This is a genomic window from Burkholderia sp. HI4860, assembly GCF_002223045.2.
In the GTDB taxonomy this organism is placed as follows: domain Bacteria; phylum Pseudomonadota; class Gammaproteobacteria; order Burkholderiales; family Burkholderiaceae; genus Burkholderia.
The window spans coordinates 2,982,024-3,002,577 of the sequence record NZ_NKFO02000001.1 but is presented as its reverse complement, the minus strand read 5'-3'; the positions used below and the strand labels follow the sequence as shown (position 1 = coordinate 3,002,577).

Here is a 20,554-nt window from a genome sequence, read left to right as displayed (position 1 = left end):
GGCGGCCGGCCCGCACGTCAGCCGCTCGCACAGCGGCGCATCGCCTGCGCGGCCCAGTCGGCCGGCACGCGGCCGTCGTCGGCCAGCAGCCGGAGCGCGACCGCGACGATCCAGCGGGCATTCGGCGCGCGTGTGCCGGGGCCCGGGCCGGCCAGGTCCGCGCCGAGCGCCGCGAAGCGGGCCGGGACGAACGCGCCGATCTGCGCGGCGACGTGCCGCGCATAGCCTGTCACCGCGAGCACCGGCGTGCGGCTGTCGCCGAGGCATCGGCGCACATGCGCGATCTGCGGTTCGTCGTGCGGATGCAGCAGGTTCCACCGGTCGGCTGCATGACCGTCGCGGGCGAGCTGCGTGTAGCTCGGGCAGCTCCAGATCGTCGCATCGATGCGCCATTCGTCGCGCAGCAGGTCGGCCGCCTCCAGCACTTGCGCGAGCGTGCTGCCCGCGCCGCACAGCCGGATCTGTGCAGCCGCGCCGGCCGCCGTGCGCCGGCCGGCCCGCACCATGCCGCTGAACGCATCGCGGGCCGCGGTGGCCGACAGCGGTTTCGCATCGGCTACGAGGTCGTCGTGGCTCGCGAGGTAGCAGAATCCCGGCTGGCCGGCGACATAGAGCGTGCGCAGCGCGTGGCGCAGGATCGCGATCGCCTCATGGCCCGACGCCGGATCGTACGGCGTGCACGCGGCGTTCGCGGCGAGCCAGTGCGGGACGTCGGGCGTCACGCCTTTCGGCCAGCACGATGCGACCGTTTCGGCATCGTTGACGAAGATCCCGCGATCGATGGTTTCGATCGACGCCAGCCGCAACCGGTCGGTCGCGCGCGCATGCAGCAGGTACAGCAGCGGCTTCTCGAACCGCTTGCGCGCATCGAGAAACCGTAGCGGCCACGCGCTGATGCGGCGATGTGCCCCCACGTCCGCGGACGGCTCCCGCGCATCGGCTCGCACGATCCAGACACGTTCCGCGGTCGCCGCATCGCGTTCGAGGCAATCGGCGGCCGCGCGCATCGCGGCGAGCGGCGACACCGCTCGGCCACGCGGCGCGAGCCGCTGCGTGATCAGCCTGTCGAGGCAGGCCGCCGCGGCGCGGCGGGTGTCGGGTGTCCGCACGGGCGGACCGGATCGCGCAGTCTGCATGTCCCTCCTTCGAGTACTGGCATGTCGCCGGGTCTATCGGTTCCGGCATAGGATTGCAATTGCAACGATTGTAGTTGCAACAATAACCCGAAGACAAGGACCACCATGATCTCGACGCATCCCCTCACGTTTTATACGGCCAACACGCCGAACGGGCACAAGGTCGCCATTTACCTGGAAGAGGCCGGGCTCGCCTACGACTGCGTGCACGTGAATCTTTCCGCCGGCGAGCAGCGCAGCCCGGCGTTCCTCGCGATCAACCCGAATGGCAAGATCCCGGCCATCGTCGACCACGACGCCGGGCTGACCGTGTTCGAATCCGGCGCGATCCTCAGCTATCTCGCCGCGAAAACGGGCGTTCTGCATCCCGACACGCTGGCCGAGCGCACGGCCGTCCAGCAATGGCTGCACTTCCAGATCGGCGGAATCGGGCCGATGCTCGGCCAGCTCTGGTGGTTCCTGCATGCATCGAAGACGGTCAATGCGCAAGCGCTCGAGCGCTACCGGAACGAGGCGCGGCGTCTCTATGGGGTCGTGAACGTCCGTTTGGCGGAATCGGCGTATCTCGCGTCGCCGCGCTACTCGATCGCCGACATCGCCGCGTTTCCGTGGCTGCGCGCGGCGCCCGAACTCGATCTCGATCTGGCCGACTACCCGCACGTCGAGCGCTGGCTCGCCGGCATCGAGGCGCGGCAAGCCGTTCAGCGGGGCCTGATCGCCTGCCGCGCGCCGGCGGAGGAGGGCGCGCACTGACCTCGCATTGCCCGCGCCGGACGGATGGCTCGGGCGCCGCCCGCCGGCCTGCCGGGAAACATTGTTCTCCTTCGTCGTAAACGTCTCGAATGCGTGATATTTGCGCCGCGCGATACGGTTTAGAGTGGCCGCGAATCGATGACGATGTGTCGTATCGCCGCAGTCCCGGGCGGTACAGACGCACCAGAGGAGTAGGAGACAAATGAGTGAAGGCAGGATTACGCAGGTCGAGTCGTTCGGTTTCGAGCGCATTCCCGATGCATCGCGCTACGCGCGGCCGATCGATCTGTTCAGGTTGCTGTTCGGCGGCTGCAATACCTTTTCCACGTCGGTGCTCGGCAGTTTTCCCGTGCTGGTCGGGCTATCGTTCAAGGCGGGGGTCTGCGCGATCGTGCTCGGCGTGCTCGCCGGCACCTGCATCCTCGCGCCGATGAGCCTGTTCGGCCCGCGCAACGGGACGAGCGACCCGGTGTCGTCCGGTGCGCATTTCGGCATCCACGGCCGGATCGTCGGCTCGTTCCTCGCGCTGCTCACGTCGATCGCGTTCTTCTCGCTCGCGGTGTGGAGCTCGGGCGACGCGCTCGTCGGCGGCGCGCACGACATGGTCGGCGTGCCGGTCAACGGCTTCACGCTCGGCGCGGCGTACATGGTGTTCGCGGTGCTCGTGCTGATCGTCTGTATCTACGGCTTCCGCTTCATGCTGTGGGTCAACAAGATCGCCGTGTGGGCCGCGAGCGTGCTGTTCGTCGCGGGCCTGTTCGCGTTCGCCGGCCTGTTCGACGTGAGCTATGCCGGCACGGTGCAGCAGGGCAGCGCGGGCTTCTGGGCCGCGTTCGTCGGCGCGGTGCTGGTGGCGCTCAGCAACCCGGTGTCGTTCGCGTCGACGCTCGGCGACTGGGCGCGTTACATCCCGCAGCGCACACCGAAGCATCGCGTGATGGGCGCCGTGTTCGCCGCGCAGATCGCGACCTTCGTACCGTTCTTCTTCGGCCTCGCGACCGCGACGATCATCGCGACGAAGGCGCCCGCGTTCATCGCGTCGAACGACTACGTCGGCGGGCTGCTCGCGATCTCGCCGCGCTGGTTCCTGCTGCCGATGTGCCTGATCGCGATCATCGGCGGGATGTCGACCGGCACGACCGCGCTGTACGGCACCGGCCTCGACGTGTCGAGCATGTTCCCGCGCCTGCTGAACCGCGTGCGTGCGACGCTGCTGATCGGCACGATCGCGATCGCGTTCATCTTCGTCGGGCGCTTCTGGTTCAACCTCGTCGAAAGCGTCGCGACGTTCTCGACGCTGATCGATACGTTCAGCTGCCCATGGATGGCGATCATGGTGATCGGCTACGTGACGCGGCGCGGCTACTATCTCGCGGACGACCTGCAGGTGTTCAACCGCGGGCTGCGCGGCGGCCACTACTGGTTCACGCACGGCTGGAACGTGCGCGCGATGGGCGCGTGGCTGCCGGCCGCGTTCGTCGGGTTGTCGTTCGTGAACCTGCCGGGGCAGTTCGTCGGGCCGCTCGGCAACCTCGCGGGCGGGCTCGATCTGAGCGTGCCGGTGTCGCTGGTGGTGGGCGGCGTACTGTATTTCGTGCTGCTGATGTTGTATCCGGAGCCGGATGGCGTGTACGGTCCGCACGGGCGACGCTTCGTGCGTGGCGGCGGCAGGCAGGCGGCGCGCGGCAATGGCGCGCCGGCGATCCAGTCGAGGGGGTAAGCGCGGCGCGTGGTGCGTAGCGCCGCCCATGACGATGCCGCCGCGCGGGACAGCCGCCGGCGGCATTGTCGTTTTCGGGCGTGTGGTTGCCAGAGGGAGCGGCTGTACGCTCCACGCAGCGCCGTAAAAACGAAAACGCCCGCCGGATTGGCGGGCGCGCGTCGACCTGAATGCGGTTCAGTGGAACGAACTGCCGGCGAGCATCCCGCCGTCGACGATGAATTCCGACCCGGTGCAATACGCGGATTCGTCGGACGCGAGGAAAAGCACGAGATTGGCCACCTCTTCGGGCTTGCCGATGCGCGCGATCGGCAGGCCACTGTAGATCGACGACGGATCGAAGTCCGCGAACTCGGGCGGGCGCGCCATCACCGTATCGATGCCACCGGGATGCACCGAGTTCACGCGAATGCCGTAGCGGCCGAATTCGAGCGCGGCGGCCTTCGTCATCCCACGCACCGCGAACTTGCTCGATACGTACGCGCTGCCGCCCGCGACGCCTTCCATCCCGGCCGTCGACGATACATTGACGATCGAGCCGCCACCCGCCGCCTTCAGCGCGCCCAGCGCCGACTTCATGCCGAGCCAGCAGCCGACCTGGTTCACGTCGATCACCTTGCGATAGTCGTCGAGCGAGCACGCTTCGATCGGCACGAGCTTCAGGATCGCCGCGTTGTTCACGAGGATGTCGAGGCGGCCGAACTGCGCGAGCGTCGCATCGACGGCAGCCTGCCAGTCGGCTTCGCGGGTCACGTCGAGATGCTGGAAACGTGCGGCGTCGCCGAGTTCGGCGGCGACGCGCTGGCCGGCTTCGTCCAGCACGTCGGCGATCACTACGCGCGCGCCTTCGGCGACGAACCTGCGCGCTTCCGCTTCGCCCTGGCCGCGGGCACCGCCCGTGATCAGCGCCACCTTGCCTTCGAGTCGTTTCATCAGAATTTGCGCCGAGAAACCCCGCCATTTCCCCCAAGGGGACTTCCTTCGGGGCGGATGGCGGGAACGAAAGGAATGCTGTTGACAGACAGCTTCTTCCACCGGTTAGGATCACCGGCATGATCCTTGTCTACCGCTACCGCGTGAAGTCGCTCAACGGACTGCTTAACAAGCAGAGCCGCGAGGTGAACTACGTCTGGAACTTCTGCAACGACACGCAGAAGCACGCGCTCAAGTGGGGCAAGAAGTGGCCTACAGGATTCGACCTGAACGTGCTGACGACCGGCAGCAGCAAGGCACTCGGTATTCACTCCGGCACGATCAACGCGACGTGCGAGCAATATGCGAAGTCGCGTAGTCAGCACCGTCGGCCCTACCTGCGCTATCGCGGCAGGAAATCGCTGGGCTGGGTGCCGCTGAAGGGGCGTGACCTGAAGCGCGAGGGCGACGCGTTTCGTTTCGCCGGCAACACGGTTCGCGTGTTTAACAGCCGACCGCTTCCCGAAGGCAAGATCAAGGACGGGACCAACTTTGCGCAGGATGCGCGCGGCAACTGGTTTCTGAACATCGTGATCGAGATGCTGGATGTTCAGGCTCGCCCGGTCCGTTCCGGTGTGGGCATCGATCTCGGCCTGAAAGACTTCGCCACACTTTCGACGGGCGAGAAGCTGCCTAACGATCGGTTCGGCCGACGCGCGGCGGAAAAGCTGGCGAAAGCGCAACGGGCGCGAAAGCACAAGCGACATATCGCGAAGCTGCACGCCAAGGTGGCGAATGCCCGTGCGGATTTCCAGCACAAGCTCGCGCTCGATTTGGTGCGACGCTTTGACTACATCGCGGTCGGCAACGTACCGGCCGCCAAACTCGCCAGAACCAGGATGGCGAAGAGCGTCTACGACGCATCCTGGTCGTCCTTCCGAAACAGGCTCCGCTACAAAGCGATCGCGCACGGAGTCACGTTCGAGGAAGTCGACGAAAGCGGTTCGACCCAGTCCTGTTCGGCGTGCGGATCGAAAGACAGCACGACGCGGCCGAAAGGTATCGCGGGACTGAGAATAAGAGAGTGGACCTGCAGTGACTGTGGTGCCGAGCATAATCGAGATACCAACGCTGCGTTGAACATTCTCCGATGCGGACGTGCATCGCCAGGTGTGGGAATCCTCCGCCTTTAGGCGGAGGAGGACGTCAAGAAGGCGAGCAGCACCTCGAGCTTGCGGAACGTGATCTCTTCGTTGATGCGGTTGCGCATGGTCCGGGCGAGGGGAAGGGCGGCCGACGATTCTGCCGCAGAACAGGGGCTGCAACAATGCGCGGATTTCCGGGGTTTCCGCGTGGTGGCCCCCGGCGCGGCAACATTTAATCTCCGGCTAATCATCCGCCGCGGGCGTTAATTGATGCGGGTTTTCGGCGTCCCTATGATCGTTTCACGCCGGCCGTACGGGCAGGCCGCGAGGTTCCGATGGTGCGGGTCCGTGCCCGCGCCTTGCCGGCCGGCGATACGAACACCCGGTTCGCCCATGCGTGCCAAGCAACACGGCACACATGCGGCGCGGCGCCATGAGACTGCAGGAGAGACAAGCATGCGCGACTCACGTCGGAACTCGCGGCATCGGCAGGTGGTTGCCGCTGTCGTCGGCAACACCCTCGAGTGGTACGACTTCATCGTTTACGGTTTCTTCTCCGGCATCATCGCGCGGCTGTTCTTTCCCGCCGAGAGCCAGTACGCGTCGCTGCTGATGTCGCTCGCGACCTTCGGCGTCGGCTTCTTCATGCGCCCGGTGGGCGGCATCCTGCTCGGGCTGTATGCGGACCGCAAGGGCCGCAAGGCCGCGATGCAGCTCATCATCTTCCTGATGACGCTGTCGATCGCGCTGATTACGTTCGCGCCGTCGTACGCCGTGATCGGTCCGGCAGCACCGATCCTGATCGTCGTCGCGCGGTTGCTGCAGGGCTTCGCGACGGGCGGCGAATACGCGAGCGCGACCGCTTTCCTCGTGGAAAGCGCGCCGGAGAACCGGCGCGGGCTGTACGGATCGTGGCAACTGATCGGCCAGTGTCTCGCGGTGTTCTCGGGTGCCGCGATGGGCGCGTGGGCCACGCAGTCGCTGTCGGACGCCGCGCTGCATAGCTGGGGCTGGCGCGTGCCGTTCGCGCTCGGGCTGCTGATCGGGCCGGTCGGCCTGTGGATCCGCCGGCACATGGAGGAGACCGAGGCGTTCGTTGCCGCGAGCAAGTCGACCATCGAGCCGCCGGCGAGCGTGTCGGGCGTGCTGCGTGACAACCTGCGCGGCGTGCTGGTGTCGATGGGGCAGACGATCACCGGCACGGCCGTGTTCTACGTGATGCTCGTCAACATGCCGACGTTCGTGCACAAGACCTTCGGACTGCCGCTCGACCAGGTCTTCAAGGTGCAGATGGCGGCGGTTGCGCTGCTGACGGTGACGATTCCGTTCGCGGCGCTCGTGTCCGACCGCATCGGCCGGCGTCCCGTGCTGATCGCCGGTTCGCTGGCGCTGCTGACGGTCACGTATCCGCTGTTCACGTGGCTGGCTGCCGCGCCGGGCATCGGGCGACTGCTCGTGATGCAGCTCGTGATCTGCACGATCATCGGCATCTGCTACGGGCCCGCGCCGACCACGCTCGCCGAGCAGTTCGCGACGCGTTCGCGCTCCACGGGCATCGCACTCGCGTACAACGTCGCGGTGATGGTGTTCGGCGGCTTCGCGCCGTTCATCGTCACGTGGCTGACGCACGCGAGCGGGTCGCCCGTCGCGCCCGCATGGTACGTGTTGTTCGCGGCGTCGATCGGGCTGCTCGCGAGCGTGTTCATGCACGACGGCGCGCCGTGCGTGCTCGCGCGCCGGCAGTTTCGGGGCGAGCCGTTGAGCGCCAAGTAGCGGCGGATGCGGCTGTCCCGCGGGCGGCTGCCGTTCGATTCCGGCACGCAGGCAGGCACCGCCCGATACGGATGCCGTGGTCGAACGCGTCGACGCCGTCGCTCCCGTGACTTCGCAGGTCGCTATCATGGCGGCACGCAAGGTCGGCATGGGAGATGGCGGATGTTTTCAAGGTTGAAGAAACGGCTCGGCGGCGGGGCGGCGCGAGAGGCCGCCGTGCCGCAAACGGACCGGCGGGCCGCCTGGTCGGGCGAATCGCCGGTGCAGCCGCGGCACGTGCTGTGCTTTCTCGGCGCGGAACGCGAACTGCAGCGCCTGCGCGACGCGACGCACGCGGCAATTGCCGAATTCGCGACGGGGTTCGGCGTCGACGACGCGTATTCCGCCGCCGCGCCGGACGAGCGGATGGGCCCTTCGTTCGATATCTGCCGCGACCGCGTCGAACCGGATGCATGGACGCGGGCGGACGCCGAAGCCGTCGGCGCGCATCAGTCGGTGCTGTATATGCTCGGCCCGCGCATGACGCGGGACAACGCCGTGCGTGCGTCGATCGGTGCGCTGTTCCTGGTCGATCGGCTGATCGATGCCGGTGCCGTGGCGGTCAAGGGCGAGAGCGCGGGCGTGGCGCACGGGCTGCACCGCTGGCGGGAGCTGATCCGGATGGCCGCGGTCGCGACTGATCGCGACGACACGCTTGCGCAGAACCGGGTATGCCGGCTGGCGTTCGCGCGGCGCCCGCTGGGATCGGACGGTTACTTCGACAGCGTGGGCTTTCATCTGGTCGGGCTGCCGGACGTGCAGGTGCCGCGCTCGCGCGGAACCGATCGCGACTCCGTGGCCGTCATGGATGCCGTGGCCGACGAAATGGTGCAAGAGGGGATCGATGCGACGTTGCACGCGCGCGATGCGTGGCTGGTCGACGACGGAGCTCACGACGAGGATGACTTCAAGTTCAATCCGTACGGGATCGTCCGGCTGTCGACGTGAAGGACGACGCGGGTCTCCGGGCAGGTTCCGAGGCCGCCCTGCGGGGCTGATCGGCCCGGCCCCGGGCGCCCGGAGCCGGGCGTCGACGCGATCGATCGGTTGCCGCGTCGGTTCGGGTATCGGGCGAGCCGATGCTTAGCATCGCGGGCAGCGGCCTACCGCGGCCGCCGCCCCATCGTTACGCTTGGGCGATCATCCACTCTGTCCGGAAGGTCGCCATGTCCCGGCTCGACTACACGCTGCTCGGCCCCTGCCTGCTCGCCATCGCGATCGACGCGATGGGCTTCGGGCTCGTCTATCCGATGATGTCCGCGATCTTCAGCGATCCGCACGCGGGCATCCTGCCGGCCGACGCCGGCGCGCATGCGCGCAATTTCTACCTCGGTCTCGGCTACGGGATCTACCCGTTGTGCATGTTCTTCGGCTCGTCGCTGATGGGCGACCTGTCCGATCGCTACGGCCGCCGCAGGATCCTGCTGCTGTGTGTGCTCGGCCTCGCGGCCGGCTACGCGATGATGGCGGCCGGTGCCTGGCATGCGAGCGTCGCGCTGCTGCTGACGGGCCGCGGGCTCACCGGGCTGATGGCGGGCTGCCAGGGCATCGCGCAGGCGGCGATCACCGACCTGAGCACGCCGGAGAACAAGGCGCACAACATGAGCGTCATGTCGCTCGCGTTCAGCGCGGGCGTGATCGTCGGCCCCGTGCTCGGCGGCGTGACGTCCGATCGCACGATTTCGCCGCTGTTCGACTACGGCACGCCGTTCGTGCTGGTCGCCGCGCTGTCGCTGGCCTGCGCGTGCTGGACCTGGGCGTCGTACCGCGATTCGGCCGCACCGCGCGGCGACACGCGCATCGATCCGCTGCTGCCGCTGCGGATCATCGGGGAGGCCGTGCGCCAGCGCAACGTCGCGTTCCTGTCGGTGGTGTTCTTCCTGATGCAGGTCGGCTACGGGCTCTACCTGCAGACCATCATGCTGCTGCTGCAGGCGAGATTCGGCTACACGAGCGCGCGGCTCGGGCTGTTCAGCGGCGTGATCGGCCTTTGCTTCGTGTTCGGGCTGCTGTTCGTCGTGCGGCGAATGCTGCGCGTGTGGCGCGTGGTCGATATCGCGAAGACGGGCCTGCTTGTCGCGGGCGTCGGCCAGGTCCTGTCCGCGCTGTTCCCGCACGAGCCGGTGCTGTGGTCGCTCGCGATGGTTGTCGGCTGCTTCGACATGGTTGCGTACACGACGATGTATACGGCGTTCTCCGACGCGGTCAGCGAGGGCCGTCAAGGCTGGGCGCTCGGCGTCGCGGGCTCGGTGATGGCCGTCGCGTGGGTCGTGACGGGCGCGCTCACGAACCTGCTGCCGGTGTTCGGCGAGATCGGCCTGCTACTGATCGGTGGTGCGGGCTTCCTGCTCAGCTTCGCGATGATGGTCGCGTATGGCCGCACGCAGCCGGGCGCGCGAACAGCCGCGCTGTCGTAGGCGGTTTGCACGTTGGCCCGATCCTGTCGGACGTTGTCCCGCGCACCGCTGTCGCGCCAGGCCGCGCGGCCCGACACTGGCGCCTCGCGTCCCGGGAGCATCCGGGCCGCGTCCGGCGGCGCCGGCTGGCCCGGCGCGCCGTTCCTTCGACATGCCAACCGAGAGAGCTACCCATGCAACATCCGACCATCCGTACCCTGGCGGGCGCGAGCGCGCCGACATCGATCGCCGCCGCCCGCACCGCGCTGCTGGTGATCGATTTCCAGAATGAATATTTCAGCGGCCGCCTGCCGATTCCGGACGGGCCGCGCGCGCTGGGCAACGCGCAGCGCGTGATCGCGTTCGCCGACCGCGCGGGCATGCCGGTGTTTCACGTGCAGCACGTCGATGTGGCCGACGGCCCGATCTTCGCCGACGGCAGCGACGGCTTCCGCTTTCACGCGGACCTGCAGCCGGCGGCGCATCACACGGTCGTGAAGAAGACGTCGGTGAGCGTGTTCCCGACGACGGACATCGACGCGCGCCTGAAGGCGGCCGGTGTCGACACGCTGATCGTCACGGGGCTGATGACGCATGCATGCGTCGCCGGCGCGGCACGCGATGCGGTGCCGCTCGGCTACGCGGTGATCGTCGTCGACGACGCATGCGCGACGCGCGACCTCGACCTCGCGAATGGCGGCACGGTATCGCACCGCGACCTCCATCGCGCGACGCTGGCCGCGCTGTCGGACACGTTCGGCGACGTGCTGACGACCGAGCAGGTGCTGGCGCTGGCCGTCGCCTGACGGCACGCCGCCGGATGCGTGCTTCAGTCCGCCCAGCCTGGCGCGGCGTATACGACTTCGCCGCGGAAGCACGTCTCGATCACGTGGGTTTGCGCGAACGTCTCGACCGGGTGCGCGAACGGATTGCGGTCGAGGATCGCGAAGCTCGCGTCCTTGCCCGCTTCGAGCGAACCCGTGCAGTCGTCGAAGCGCAGCGCATACGCGGTGTTCACCGTATAGGCCTCGAGCATCGTGAGCAGGTCGAGGCGTTCGTGCGGATTCCACGGCGGGCTGTCGGGCTGGTCGATCAGCAAGTGCGTGACGCCGGTCTGGATGATCTGCATCGGGTCCATCGTGCTGACTGACCAGTCGGAGCCGGCCGCGAGCATCGCGCCCGCGTTGCGCAGGCTGCGGAACGGATAGTTGCGGGCGGTGCGCTCGGCGCCGAGCAGGTCGCGATAGAGCTGCTGCTGCTCCTCGCGGGCGGCCGTCCACAGCGTCTGGACGCTGGCGATCGCGCCGAGCCGGTTGAAGCGGCTCATGTCGGCCGGATCGACGAGCTGCAGGTGCGCGAGCTGCGCGCGCCGGTCGCGCATGCCGTTGCGGATCTGGACGTATTCGAGCGCGTCGAGCGTCATGCGCACCGCGCGATCGGCGAGCGTGTGGAAGTGCAGGTCGAAGCCGGCCGTATCGGCGAGCATGCAGATCTCGTTCAGCGCATCCTGGCTCCACAGCGCGAGGCCGCAATCGTCGGTGCCGGCGTACGGCTCGAGCAGCGCGGCCGTCTTCGATTCGGGCACGCCGTCGACGAAGATCTTCACCGTATGCAGGCGCAGGTTGTCGCATTCGTATTCGCGACGCCATCTGGCGAAGCGCTCGATCTGCTCGCGCGGATCGCGGCGCGGGTTCGCATAGAGGCCCGCGCTCATGTACACCTTCAGCGTGCCCGCGCGTTGCGCGTCGGCATACGCCTTGAGTTCAGCCTCCTCGACGCGCGCGTCGAACCAGCCGGTGATGCCGTAACCGTGCGCCATCGCGTGCGCTTTCGCAAGCGACTTCGGGTAGCCGGCCGGGCTCAGTTGCGGAATGATCGGGCACACGCGGTAGAACGCCGCTTCGTGCACGACGCCATTCGGCGCGCCGGACGCGTCGCGCTCGTACACGCCGCCGGCCGGGTCCGGCGTATCGGCGTAAATGCCGGCCGCTTCGAGCCCTTTCGTGTTGAGGCAGCCGCTGTGCACGTCGAAGCCGACCACGAGCAGCGGCCGGTCGGGCACGATCCGGTCGAGCAGCTCGCGGGTCGGATACGCGCCGAATGCGGCCAGGTTGGCGCCGCCGAGATAGACCCACGGTTCGTTCGGCGTCGCATCGGCGCATGCGCGAATGCGCTGCAGGATCGTGTCGGGATCGTTGATGCCGGACAGGTCGAAGTCACCGAGGATCTGGTGGCCTTCGAGCGGGTGCACGTGGCCGTCGATGAGGCCCGGCAGCATCAGCCTGCCGGCCAGGTCGACGATGCGCGTCGCGGGGCCGGCCAGCGGGCGGATGTCGTCGTCGCGGCCGACGGCGACGATCTTGCCGTCTTTGGCGGCGAGCGCCCGAGCGAAGCGGCGTTGCGCATCGCCCGTGTAAAGCAGGCCGTTCAGATAGACGGTATCGGCGTGTTGCATGTGTCTCCTCCGGATGGGGAAGGTTCGACGGGCGCACGTGTCCGGCGGGCGGGCCGTCTGGCTCGTCCGGTCGCGTGAACCCGGTCGGGTTGGAATGAGATGCGGGTCGGCTAGGTGCCGGTGTTGCGCGGCGGGCGCGGCGATGCGTCGTGGTGAAGGCCGGCTGTCGCCGGAGCGTCATGCCGATCGCGCCGCCAGGTCTGAATCGGCGAATCGATGGGCGACGCGCGCGCGGCCGTGCGGGCCGGCGTCCATCCGGTATTCGGCATGCCGTGTCTCCGTGATATCCGACGCGTTCCGGTCGTCGGGTGAGTCAGATACTAGGAGCGGGGCGGGCGGCTGTCTGTCATCGTTTTGAGGACAAGACGCGACAAAGAACGCGGCGGTGAGTAGGCGTGCAGCGATGCGGAGGTGTCATCTATTGACCGCGGTCCCCCGGCGGTTCCTCTTCGGTCACGCACCACGCGAACAGTCCGGCCCGGTTCGCCACGCCGAGCTTCGCGAGCGCGCGCCCGAGATAGGTGCGCACGCTGCTGGGCTTGAGTGCGAGGGTATCGGCGATCTGCGGGACAGGCTGGCCTTGCAGTACCGCGCGGCACACGAGCCGTTCGCGCTGCGACAGCACCGCGCCGCTGGCCGACAGGCGCTGTTCGAACCGCTGCAGCAACGCGCCGTCGTCCGAACGCGGCGTCAGGCGGGCGAGCCGTGCATGCTGAATCAGGAGCGGCAGCACGAAATCGCCGAGCTGCCGCAGCAGCGCCAGCTCGGCCAGCGTATAGGACGGCTGGCCGCGCCGGCGGAACAACGAGAACGCATAGACATAGTCGCGCTCGCTGCCGAGCAGCGTGCAGTCTTCGCCGAGATCGCCGAGCGCGAAATGGCGGCCGTATTCGGTTGCCGTATCGATGTCCTCGTTGCACGAGAACACGAGCTGCGAATCGGTGGCGCGCTCGATATGCGGGAGCAGTGTGTCGGTGCGCCAGTCGCCCTGGGTATAGAGATCGAGCGCGTGGCGCGTGCCGTCGGGATCGTCGCCGCCCGCGAAGAACAGCACGTCGACACTGTCGACCGACTGCGACGGCGCATCGCGGCGGTAGCGCGTCGCGACGCTGTAATGGGACTGCGGATCGACGGTTTCGCGCAGCCATGCCCAGAGCCGGGCGGGAAACTGCGGACTGCCGAGGCTGGCGATCAGGTCGCCGGCATTGCTGAGGGAAATATGGGCGGGGCTCATCGTTGACACCGTCTGCGCGAACGGCCGCCCGTGCCGGCCGTGCTTCGCGGATGACGACGCGCCGGCGGCGCGGCGGCTGGCGGTGCGGTCATGCGGGACGGAGGCCGGCGCGGCGGCGAAGCTCGATTGTAGGGGAGTTCGCCGCCGCGAGGCATGCGCGCTTGCGCGGCGGGCGCCCGATCGTCCGTCGACGGGTGGTGCGCATCGTGGCGCACCACGTGTCGGCCTGCGCGTCAGAACATCGTGTTCGCGTTCGCGGACTGTTCCGGCACCGGCTGGATCACGTCCCAGTGTTCGACGATCTTGCCGTCCTTGACGCGGAAGATGTCGACGACCGCTTCGCCGCGGTCGCCCGGACGCTCGGTCGCATGCACGTGCAGGTAGACGAGGTCGCCGTCGGTTGCGCTGCGCACGATGCGCGCGCGCGATGCCGGGTTCTTCTGGAACGCGCCGACGAAGTACGACACGAACGGCTTCTTGCCGTCCGGCACGTGCGGGTTGTGCTGCTTGTAGTCGTCCGCGACGACGGCGGCGGCTTCGACGGCTTCGTGCTTGTTGAAGAAGCGGTCGTAGAACGTCAGCACGAGCTGGCGGTTGGCTTCCTCGGCGGCCAGGTCGCGCGTGGCCGGGCCAGTGGCCAGCGCGGCCGTCGACGCGGCCAGCAGGACGAGCGCGGCCACGGCGCGAACGGGGGAGCGGAGCGATGACATGTAGCGGGTTCCTTGTCTGACGAAGCGTGGGTGGGTGCGCGGTGCGCGACGGCGGGTCGAGCCTGCCGCGGCGATCGGCGGGCGACGGTGCATGGTTGCGGATACACGCGCGTTGCCGCCGCGAGGGGTTTTCCGCCCGGCCCGTATCGTGACGACACGGGCCGGTAGAAGCCGCGCGCCTTCGTCATACTTCGTTGAACTGGCGAATCCGCGCGGCTGTCGGGCCGATCGAATGGTACAGTTGCCGCGAACCCGTCACAAGAAGTCAGCGCGGTGTGAACAGGTCACACCGCGCTGACCATGCGTTGCCCTTGAAAGAGAATCCAGTCATGCCGTTCCCGCCCGCCGATGAATCCGTCGAACTCGATCAGCCATGCCCGATTCGCGATGTGCTCGACCGCATCGGTGATCAGTGGAGCCTGCTCGTGCTCGAAACGTTGTCCGGCGGGACGATGCGTTTCAACGAGCTCGGCCGTACGATCGGCGATGTGTCGAACCAGATGCTGTCGCGCACGCTCAAGCGGCTCGAGCAGGACGGCTTCGTCAGTCGCACGCTGTACGCCGAAGTGCCGCCGCGTGTCGAATATGCGCTGACCGACCTCGGGCGTTCGTTCCTGACGCCGATGCAGGCGATGATCCGGTGGGCCGACGAACATCATCGCGCGATCTGCGTCGCGCGACGCCGTGCGCGGGAAATGGAGGGCGGCGGGTGCTGAGCGGGGCGCTTGCGCCGCCTTGTCGCTGGGCGTTGTGCTGTGTTCGGTGCGATGCGACGAGGCGTGGCGTAGTTGCCGGTGCATCGCCATTGCATGATTTCGTCGTCCGAATGATTTCGTCGGATTGAGCGAGGGCGCCGATGCTGCGGTGCGCTCCATTCGTCCCGTATGCGGCAATGCGCTGGCGATGCTCCGTTCAACAAGGGCAGGTACGGGGCGACCGAGACGGCGGCGAAGGGCGTGGCAGGGTTCGGTAGAGGCGGGATGGTGTGCGGTAGACCGGCGAGTAACGTCGAAGGTCGAGGTTGCGTGACCGGAAGCATCCCCCGGTTTGCCCGTCGGCATTGGGGCGGCGGGCAGGATTCGTGGGAGCGCCAGCCGGGCATCGTGATGATGATGTCGCGGCAGAACGGCACGGGTTCGCTCGCGCTGCCCGCCCCGGGCGTGCTACCGGCCGGGCAGCCCGGTGGCTGCCTATCGCCACGTACCGTCGACGTAGATCCATACCCGTCCCTGGCGGCGCCAGTAGCCGGGCACCCACCGACGCCCGGGGCGCCGTGCGACCCAGCGCCCCGGCATCCATATATAGCGGCCACGCTGCCAGCGCCAGTAGCCGTCGGTCCATATATAGCCATGCGGCCGTGGCGGCGGCGGACGGCGGTCGTGCCGGGCGGCCGGCGGTGCGAAGCCCGGGCGGTCCGGATAGGGCGGGCCGCCGGGCACGCGATTCGGGCCGGACGGCCGGTACACGGGCGGCGCGGGCTGGGCCGAGGCGGCGCGGAGCCAGCCGCCGGTGCCGACGAAGGCGGCGGTCAATCCGATGGCGCGTAACAACGAGCGTCGATTCATGGCGTGTCCTGTTCTGTATTCGAGGCTGCCTTACATTAGCCTGCCAGTCGGCCGGCCGGGTTACACGAGCGGTTAGCGCTGTTACCGTGTGTCACGGCAGGTGGGGTGAACCGTCGGCAGGTGGAAGCCGGCCTTTCTATATGGATGTTGCCGGTGGACGTGACCCGCTGAACGATTGTCGAGCCCTGTTTACTGGCCGACGAATGCGTTTTAGGTGCCCGAGGCCAGAAATTCGAGATCAAATTGGGTAAAATTTACCGATTCCGGAGGGTGGCGCCGAATTCGTTTGTTGTTTCTATGCAACCGTCAAGACGATGACATGTAAGAATGGTGCGATGAAAGGCTCCAAAAAGCCTCCGTCAAGAAGTCAAAAACAAACGTCAAAACAAATACTTATAACTCGGCCCCACTTTCATTATTTCTAGTTCTGGAAAAGCTTATTTCTTTATTTGCGGATCGCTCCCCTAGGGTACACCCCTAAACTCACGGTTCCCAAACGGGCAACTATCCGGGCGCGGCCAGCAGGATCGATGGCGCTCCCGGGCGGTTGCAGACCGTTTATGAACAAGGTCGCGAGACCTGCCTCTTTTTAGAAGGGAGCTCCACGAATGAACAAGACTCTGATCGTTGCAGCAGCTGCAGCATCGTTTGCTACCGTCGCTCACGCACAAAGCAGCGTCACGCTGTACGGCGTGCTGGACGCAGGCATCACCTACACGAGTAACGTCCAGCCGGCACTCGGCCAAGCTGGCAAGTCGCGTTGGGCGATGGGTTCGGGCATTGACCAGAGCCGTTTCGGCCTGCGTGGCTCGGAAGACCTGGGTGGCGGCCTGAAGGCAATCTTCACGTTGGAAAGCGGCTTCAACATCGGTAACGGCAAGTTCGCGAACAGCAACGGCATGTTCAACCGCCAAGCTTTCGTCGGCCTGTCGAGCCAGTACGGCACGGTCACGCTGGGTAAGCAGTATGACGCAACGCAAGACTACCTGGCGCCGCTGACGGCAACGGGCTCGTGGGGCGGCACGTACTTCGCGCACCCGCTGAACCTGGATCGTCTGAGCACGAACGGTGATGTCGCTCAGAACAACACGATCAAGTTCACGAGCGCTAACTACGCTGGCCTGCAATTCGGCGGCACGTACTCGTTCTCGAACAACACGAACTTCGGCAACAACCGTGCGTACAGCGCAGGCGTTGCATACCAGTTCCAAGGCCTGAAGCTGGCGGGTGCATACTCGCAAGCGAACCTGGGTGACGGTACGAACGCAAACGGCGCAACGTCGTCGGCAATCGGTGGCATCGCTAGCCAAGGCCGCGTCCGCACGTACGGTGCTGCTGCTGGCTACGCATTCGGCCCGGCACAAGTCGGCGCTGCATGGACGCAAGCTCGCCTCGACAACAACGCAGTTGGCGTCGGCACGCTGCGCACCGACAACTACGAAGTCAACGCAAAGTACAACCTGACGCCGGCTCTCGGCCTGGGTGCTGCTTACACGTACACGAACGCGAAGATCAACAACGGCAGCACGCACTGGAACCAGTTCGGCCTGCAAGCTGACTACGCTCTGTCGAAGCGCACGGACGTCTACGCACAAGCTGTGTACCAGCGTGCAGCGAAGAACGGCATCGGCGCATCGATCTACAACGGCAGCAACTTCAGCGACAACCTGCCGAGCTCGTCGATCAACCAAACCGCAGCAACGGTTGGTCTGCGTCACCGCTTCTAAGCGTGACGGCGGGGTAACCCGCTACGCAGCATCGAAAAAGGCGCCTTCGGGCGCCTTTTTTTTCGTGTGCGGAATGCGATGTCGGCGATTCATGTCGTCCGGATGCAAAAAAGCGAGGCCGGTGCCTCGCTTTTTTGCTGTGCGCCGCTACGGCGCGGTGCCGACGGCAGGGGGCTCAGCGCGTGTATTCGCCGTTGGCTTCGGGCTGGAACACGATCGCGGCCACCTTCATCTGCTTTTCGGCGCCGCTCGGCTGCATCACCTTGACCATCTGGCCGCGCTGGGTGCCCAGCAATGCCATGCCGACGGGCGAGAAGACGTTCAGGCGGCCGAGCTCGAGATTGGCGGCGTCCGGATAAACAATCGTCCAGGTGGCTTGTTCCTGGGTCGCTTCGTCGAGCAGCGTGATCTGCGAGTTCATCGTGACGACGTTCGCCTTGATGGCATCGGCCTGGACGATGTCGGCGCGCTCGAGAAGCGTATCGAGCATCGTCTGGAAGCGCGGGTTGTGTTCGGCGTGCTTCTCTAGGCGAGCAACGTCGAGTTCGGTCAACTGGTAAAGGCGTTGTTTCATGGCAGTTCTCCAAATGATCGGCAGGGGCAGGCGTGGCGTGCCTATGGGATCGCCCGGAGCCTGTCTGACCTGGCTCCGGGAGGAGACCGAGCCGTCAGATCAGGCGCCGGGCAGGGGCGAGCGGCGCCTGGGCCGTGCGTCGAGCGAGGGGATGCGCCGGATGACCGGCGCGCGCGCACACGCCGGCCGGGCCGGACGGCGAAACCGAAAGGGGCGTGAGCGCGTACATGGTGGATGGAAGATCGACAGGCGAATATAACCTTACGATTCTACAACACAACCTTCGGGATATGTGATTCGGTTGTCGGCATTTTGTCAGGGATTGTTGTGCGAGTGAAGCAAGTCGCCGCGATATCGTCCGGGATGTGCGAGTGATTTTTGTCAAAATCGCAACGCTGTATGTTCAAACTAAGGTTTTCCCCTTGGATTGGCGAGAACTACACTGAATTCAATCGCTTCAGACAGTCCTGCCGAGGCGACGCCAAACGAGAACATATACCGGAGGTAAATCATGAAGTCGGTCATCTACGCAGCTATCGCCGCATCCGTCCTTGCCGCCCCGATCGCGTCGTTTGCACAGTCCGAGCAGGGGCTGACGCGCGACCAGGTCAAGGCCGAGCTCGTGCAACTCGAACAGAACGGCTACAAGCCGCTCGCGAGCGATTCGCAATATCCGGACAACATCCAGGCCGCTGAACAACGCATTCAACCGAACCAGCCGACGCTCGCGCAAGCCGATACGAGCGGCTACGGTGCCGTGGCGACGGGTGCAGGCCAAGCCGGCCGCCGCATGACGCGCGAAGCACCGAATCCCGTGAACTCGGTCTATTTCGGCAACTGAACGTCCCCGGGTCTGCCCGAGCGCACCGCTTAATTGACGAGACGCGCATCCGTTGTGCGCGTCATTCGCCCGCAGGAGCAGAACCTCCGTCGCCGCATTCCGGCGGCTTTCCGCCCAGACGCTCGCGCGTTTGGGCCTTTTTTGCTGGGCGGGTCAGGCGGACGTGACCGCGGGCGTGCCGTGGATATAGTGTTCGAGCTGGCTGATCGTGAACTGCTGATCGGCAATTACGCTCTTGACGAGGTCGCCGATCGAGATGAGGCCGACCAGCTTGCCGCCGTCGAGGACGGGCAGGTGGCGCATCCGGTGCTCGGTCATCAGCGCCATGCACTCGTCGGTGGATTGCGACGGTTCGACGTAGCGCACCTTCGCCGTCATGATTTCCTCGACGCGGGTGGCTTTCGACGAGCGGTCCTGCAGGACCACCTTGCGCGCGTAGTCACGCTCGGTGACGATGCCCGCGATGTCGTCGCCGTCCACGACCAGGAGCGCGCCGATGCCTTTTTCGGCCATCAGCTTGATGGCGTCGTAGACGAGGTCGCTCTTCGTGACGGTGTAGATGGTGCGGCCCGAATCCGGCTTGGCCTTGAGAAGTTGCGCGACAGTCGTACTCATTCGCTTTCTCCGTGTGCAGGTCGATGCTGGGCAGGCAGGGTGTGATGCTTGTCACCCGATGAGCCCAGTATAGCCGCGCAGGTGGCGGCAGTCGCGTGACGATTCCAGATTAGCGGTAAACTCCGGTCACGCACTATCCACACAACTCCTACATTCCTGAACGTTTCGATTGAATTCATGATGTCTTCGCGTCCCCAATCGCCCACGCCGGGCAACGACCAGGCCGACGAATGCGTGACACTCGTCGCCACCGCGTCGCTGCCTACGCGCTACGGTACGTTCAAGTCATACGCGTTTCGCGTATCGGGCAGCGATGCCGAACATCTCGCGCTCGTGATGGGCGACGTGGCCGGCGAGCAGTCCGTGCTGACGCGCCTTCATTCCGAGTGCCTGACCGGCGATGTATTCGGCTCGTACCGCTGCGACTGCGGCGAGCAGCTCGATCTCGCGTTGCGTTACATCGCGGCGGAAGACCGCGGCGTGCTGCTGTATCTGCGCGGCCATGAAGGGCGCGGGATCGGCCTGAGCAACAAGATCCGCGCGTATGCGCTGCAGGAGCAGGGGCGCGACACCGTCGAGGCAAACCTCGACCTCGGCCTGCCCGATGACGCTCGTGAATACGACTCGGCTGCCGCGATTCTCCGGATCCTCGGTGTGACGTCGGTGCGGCTGATGAGCAACAACCCGGCGAAGTTCGATACGCTCGCGAAGCACGGTATTCCGGTTTGCGAACGCGTGGCGCTTGCGGTGCCCGTGCGAGAGGAAAACGAGCGTTATATCCGCACGAAGCAGACGAAGTTTGGGCATTACTTCGAGGAAAACGAGTAATCGCAGCGAGCGCGCCGGCGCCCGTTTTTCGTCATCTGTTCCCTGGATCGTCGCCGGCAATGGTGACGATTTCCATTTACCCTCCGTCTCTCTTCCGTCCGTTCCGCTTTCGAGTGTGTGACGGCGCTCGC

General features: G+C 66.3%; 19 protein-coding genes. 11 read left to right on the top strand and 8 right to left on the bottom strand.

The window, feature by feature from the left end; all coding sequences use genetic code 11:
* Positions 1 to 17 precede the first annotated feature (17 nt).
* The gene (locus tag CFB34_RS13350) at positions 18 to 1,136 is read right to left on the bottom strand and encodes a pyruvate dehydrogenase (RefSeq protein ID WP_089442081.1); all 1,119 of its coding nucleotides are present in this window, start codon (positions 1,134 to 1,136) and stop codon (positions 18 to 20) included.
* A gap of 105 nt (positions 1,137 to 1,241) precedes the next feature.
* Here CFB34_RS13350 and CFB34_RS13345 point away from each other — a divergent pair, with 105 nt between their 5' ends.
* Both CFB34_RS13345 and CFB34_RS13340 read left to right on the top strand, forming a co-directional pair.
* A complete protein-coding gene (locus CFB34_RS13345) occupies positions 1,242 to 1,889 on the top strand; it encodes a glutathione S-transferase N-terminal domain-containing protein (protein WP_089442082.1) in 648 nt (215 codons plus the stop codon).
* Positions 1,890 to 2,091: 202 nt separating this feature from the next.
* On the top strand, positions 2,092 to 3,609 hold the full coding sequence (locus tag CFB34_RS13340) for a cytosine permease (RefSeq protein WP_089442083.1): 1,518 nt from the start codon (positions 2,092 to 2,094) through the stop codon (positions 3,607 to 3,609).
* A gap of 177 nt (positions 3,610 to 3,786) precedes the next feature.
* On the opposite strand, the gene CFB34_RS13335 is transcribed toward CFB34_RS13340, so the two are convergent.
* Positions 3,787 to 4,542 (bottom strand): glucose 1-dehydrogenase, encoded by a 756-nt coding sequence (locus CFB34_RS13335; RefSeq protein WP_089442084.1) that lies wholly within the window; start codon positions 4,540 to 4,542, stop codon positions 3,787 to 3,789.
* A gap of 119 nt (positions 4,543 to 4,661) precedes the next feature.
* Between CFB34_RS13335 and CFB34_RS13330 the strand changes: the two genes are divergently transcribed.
* From CFB34_RS13330 to CFB34_RS13310, 5 genes are all read left to right on the top strand, one after another.
* A complete protein-coding gene (locus tag CFB34_RS13330; protein WP_089442085.1) occupies positions 4,662 to 5,714 on the top strand; it encodes an RNA-guided endonuclease TnpB family protein in 1,053 nt (350 codons plus the stop codon).
* Positions 5,715 to 6,122: 408 nt separating this feature from the next.
* Positions 6,123 to 7,439, top strand: coding sequence for an MFS transporter (locus CFB34_RS13325; RefSeq protein ID WP_089442086.1), 1,317 nt, complete (start codon positions 6,123 to 6,125; stop codon positions 7,437 to 7,439).
* Positions 7,440 to 7,601: 162 nt separating this feature from the next.
* A complete protein-coding gene (locus CFB34_RS13320; RefSeq protein WP_218828642.1) occupies positions 7,602 to 8,426 on the top strand; it encodes a hypothetical protein in 825 nt (274 codons plus the stop codon).
* A gap of 218 nt (positions 8,427 to 8,644) precedes the next feature.
* Positions 8,645 to 9,895, top strand: a complete 1,251-nt coding sequence (locus CFB34_RS13315) for an MFS transporter (protein WP_089442087.1) — start codon at positions 8,645 to 8,647, stop codon at positions 9,893 to 9,895.
* 173 nt (positions 9,896 to 10,068) lie between these two features.
* Entirely contained in the window at positions 10,069 to 10,680 is a 612-nt protein-coding gene (locus tag CFB34_RS13310) for a cysteine hydrolase family protein (RefSeq protein ID WP_089442088.1), read from the top strand.
* A gap of 23 nt (positions 10,681 to 10,703) precedes the next feature.
* Here the strand turns inward: CFB34_RS13310 and CFB34_RS13305 are convergent, their stop codons facing one another.
* The 3 genes from CFB34_RS13305 to CFB34_RS13295 all read right to left on the bottom strand — a co-directional run bounded on the left by CFB34_RS13305 (position 10,704) and on the right by CFB34_RS13295 (position 14,273).
* The gene (locus CFB34_RS13305; protein ID WP_089442089.1) at positions 10,704 to 12,329 is read right to left on the bottom strand and encodes an amidohydrolase; all 1,626 of its coding nucleotides are present in this window, start codon (positions 12,327 to 12,329) and stop codon (positions 10,704 to 10,706) included.
* Between the two features lie 418 nt (positions 12,330 to 12,747).
* Positions 12,748 to 13,563 (bottom strand): helix-turn-helix transcriptional regulator, encoded by an 816-nt coding sequence (locus CFB34_RS13300; RefSeq protein WP_089442090.1) that lies wholly within the window; start codon positions 13,561 to 13,563, stop codon positions 12,748 to 12,750.
* A gap of 233 nt (positions 13,564 to 13,796) precedes the next feature.
* Entirely contained in the window at positions 13,797 to 14,273 is a 477-nt protein-coding gene (locus CFB34_RS13295) for a nuclear transport factor 2 family protein (RefSeq protein WP_089442091.1), read from the bottom strand.
* A gap of 329 nt (positions 14,274 to 14,602) precedes the next feature.
* On the opposite strand from CFB34_RS13295, the gene CFB34_RS13290 reads away from it, so the two are divergent.
* Positions 14,603 to 14,989 (top strand): helix-turn-helix domain-containing protein, encoded by a 387-nt coding sequence (locus tag CFB34_RS13290; RefSeq protein WP_089442092.1) that lies wholly within the window; start codon positions 14,603 to 14,605, stop codon positions 14,987 to 14,989.
* 474 nt (positions 14,990 to 15,463) lie between these two features.
* Here CFB34_RS13290 and CFB34_RS13285 read toward each other — a convergent pair whose 3' ends face one another.
* On the bottom strand, positions 15,464 to 15,838 hold the full coding sequence (locus CFB34_RS13285; RefSeq protein ID WP_089442093.1) for a YXWGXW repeat-containing protein: 375 nt from the start codon (positions 15,836 to 15,838) through the stop codon (positions 15,464 to 15,466).
* Positions 15,839 to 16,446: 608 nt separating this feature from the next.
* Here CFB34_RS13285 and CFB34_RS13280 point away from each other — a divergent pair.
* Complete coding sequence (locus CFB34_RS13280; protein ID WP_089442094.1) at positions 16,447 to 17,565, top strand: porin; 1,119 nt, start codon at positions 16,447 to 16,449, stop codon at positions 17,563 to 17,565.
* Between the two features lie 175 nt (positions 17,566 to 17,740).
* On the opposite strand, the gene CFB34_RS13275 is transcribed toward CFB34_RS13280, so the two are convergent.
* Positions 17,741 to 18,139 (bottom strand): GreA/GreB family elongation factor, encoded by a 399-nt coding sequence (locus CFB34_RS13275; protein ID WP_089442095.1) that lies wholly within the window; start codon positions 18,137 to 18,139, stop codon positions 17,741 to 17,743.
* Between the two features lie 511 nt (positions 18,140 to 18,650).
* Between CFB34_RS13275 and CFB34_RS13270 the strand changes: the two genes are divergently transcribed.
* On the top strand, positions 18,651 to 18,980 hold the full coding sequence (locus CFB34_RS13270) for a DUF4148 domain-containing protein (RefSeq protein WP_089442096.1): 330 nt from the start codon (positions 18,651 to 18,653) through the stop codon (positions 18,978 to 18,980).
* A gap of 153 nt (positions 18,981 to 19,133) precedes the next feature.
* Here the strand turns inward: CFB34_RS13270 and CFB34_RS13265 are convergent, their stop codons facing one another.
* The gene (locus CFB34_RS13265; RefSeq protein WP_069252006.1) at positions 19,134 to 19,595 is read right to left on the bottom strand and encodes a CBS domain-containing protein; all 462 of its coding nucleotides are present in this window, start codon (positions 19,593 to 19,595) and stop codon (positions 19,134 to 19,136) included.
* 177 nt (positions 19,596 to 19,772) lie between these two features.
* Here CFB34_RS13265 and ribA point away from each other — a divergent pair, with 177 nt between their 5' ends.
* Entirely contained in the window at positions 19,773 to 20,423 is a 651-nt protein-coding gene (ribA, locus tag CFB34_RS13260) for a GTP cyclohydrolase II (protein WP_071332315.1), read from the top strand.
* Positions 20,424 to 20,554 lie beyond the last annotated feature (131 nt).

Bases quoted from the DNA above. Each gene is read 5' to 3' on its own strand.
- CFB34_RS13310 (WP_089442088.1), top strand. From the start codon at position 10,069: ATGCAACATCCGACCATCCGTACCCTGGCGGGCGCGAGCGCGCCGACA.
- CFB34_RS13305 (WP_089442089.1), bottom strand. From the start codon at position 12,329: ATGCAACACGCCGATACCGTCTATCTGAACGGCCTGCTTTACACGGGC.
- CFB34_RS13335 (WP_089442084.1), bottom strand. From the start codon at position 4,542: ATGAAACGACTCGAAGGCAAGGTGGCGCTGATCACGGGCGGTGCCCGC.
- CFB34_RS13325 (WP_089442086.1), top strand. From the start codon at position 6,123: ATGCGCGACTCACGTCGGAACTCGCGGCATCGGCAGGTGGTTGCCGCT.
- CFB34_RS13320 (WP_218828642.1), top strand. From the start codon at position 7,602: ATGTTTTCAAGGTTGAAGAAACGGCTCGGCGGCGGGGCGGCGCGAGAG.
- CFB34_RS13265 (WP_069252006.1), bottom strand. From the start codon at position 19,595: ATGAGTACGACTGTCGCGCAACTTCTCAAGGCCAAGCCGGATTCGGGC.
- ribA (WP_071332315.1), top strand. From the start codon at position 19,773: ATGATGTCTTCGCGTCCCCAATCGCCCACGCCGGGCAACGACCAGGCC.
- CFB34_RS13270 (WP_089442096.1), top strand. From the start codon at position 18,651: ATGAAGTCGGTCATCTACGCAGCTATCGCCGCATCCGTCCTTGCCGCC.
- CFB34_RS13330 (WP_089442085.1), top strand. From the start codon at position 4,662: ATGATCCTTGTCTACCGCTACCGCGTGAAGTCGCTCAACGGACTGCTT.
- CFB34_RS13275 (WP_089442095.1), bottom strand. From the start codon at position 18,139: ATGAAACAACGCCTTTACCAGTTGACCGAACTCGACGTTGCTCGCCTA.
- CFB34_RS13345 (WP_089442082.1), top strand. From the start codon at position 1,242: ATGATCTCGACGCATCCCCTCACGTTTTATACGGCCAACACGCCGAAC.
- CFB34_RS13295 (WP_089442091.1), bottom strand. From the start codon at position 14,273: ATGTCATCGCTCCGCTCCCCCGTTCGCGCCGTGGCCGCGCTCGTCCTG.
- CFB34_RS13300 (WP_089442090.1), bottom strand. From the start codon at position 13,563: ATGAGCCCCGCCCATATTTCCCTCAGCAATGCCGGCGACCTGATCGCC.
- CFB34_RS13280 (WP_089442094.1), top strand. From the start codon at position 16,447: ATGAACAAGACTCTGATCGTTGCAGCAGCTGCAGCATCGTTTGCTACC.
- CFB34_RS13340 (WP_089442083.1), top strand. From the start codon at position 2,092: ATGAGTGAAGGCAGGATTACGCAGGTCGAGTCGTTCGGTTTCGAGCGC.
- CFB34_RS13290 (WP_089442092.1), top strand. From the start codon at position 14,603: ATGCCGTTCCCGCCCGCCGATGAATCCGTCGAACTCGATCAGCCATGC.
- CFB34_RS13315 (WP_089442087.1), top strand. From the start codon at position 8,645: ATGTCCCGGCTCGACTACACGCTGCTCGGCCCCTGCCTGCTCGCCATC.
- CFB34_RS13350 (WP_089442081.1), bottom strand. From the start codon at position 1,136: ATGCAGACTGCGCGATCCGGTCCGCCCGTGCGGACACCCGACACCCGC.
- CFB34_RS13285 (WP_089442093.1), bottom strand. From the start codon at position 15,838: ATGAATCGACGCTCGTTGTTACGCGCCATCGGATTGACCGCCGCCTTC.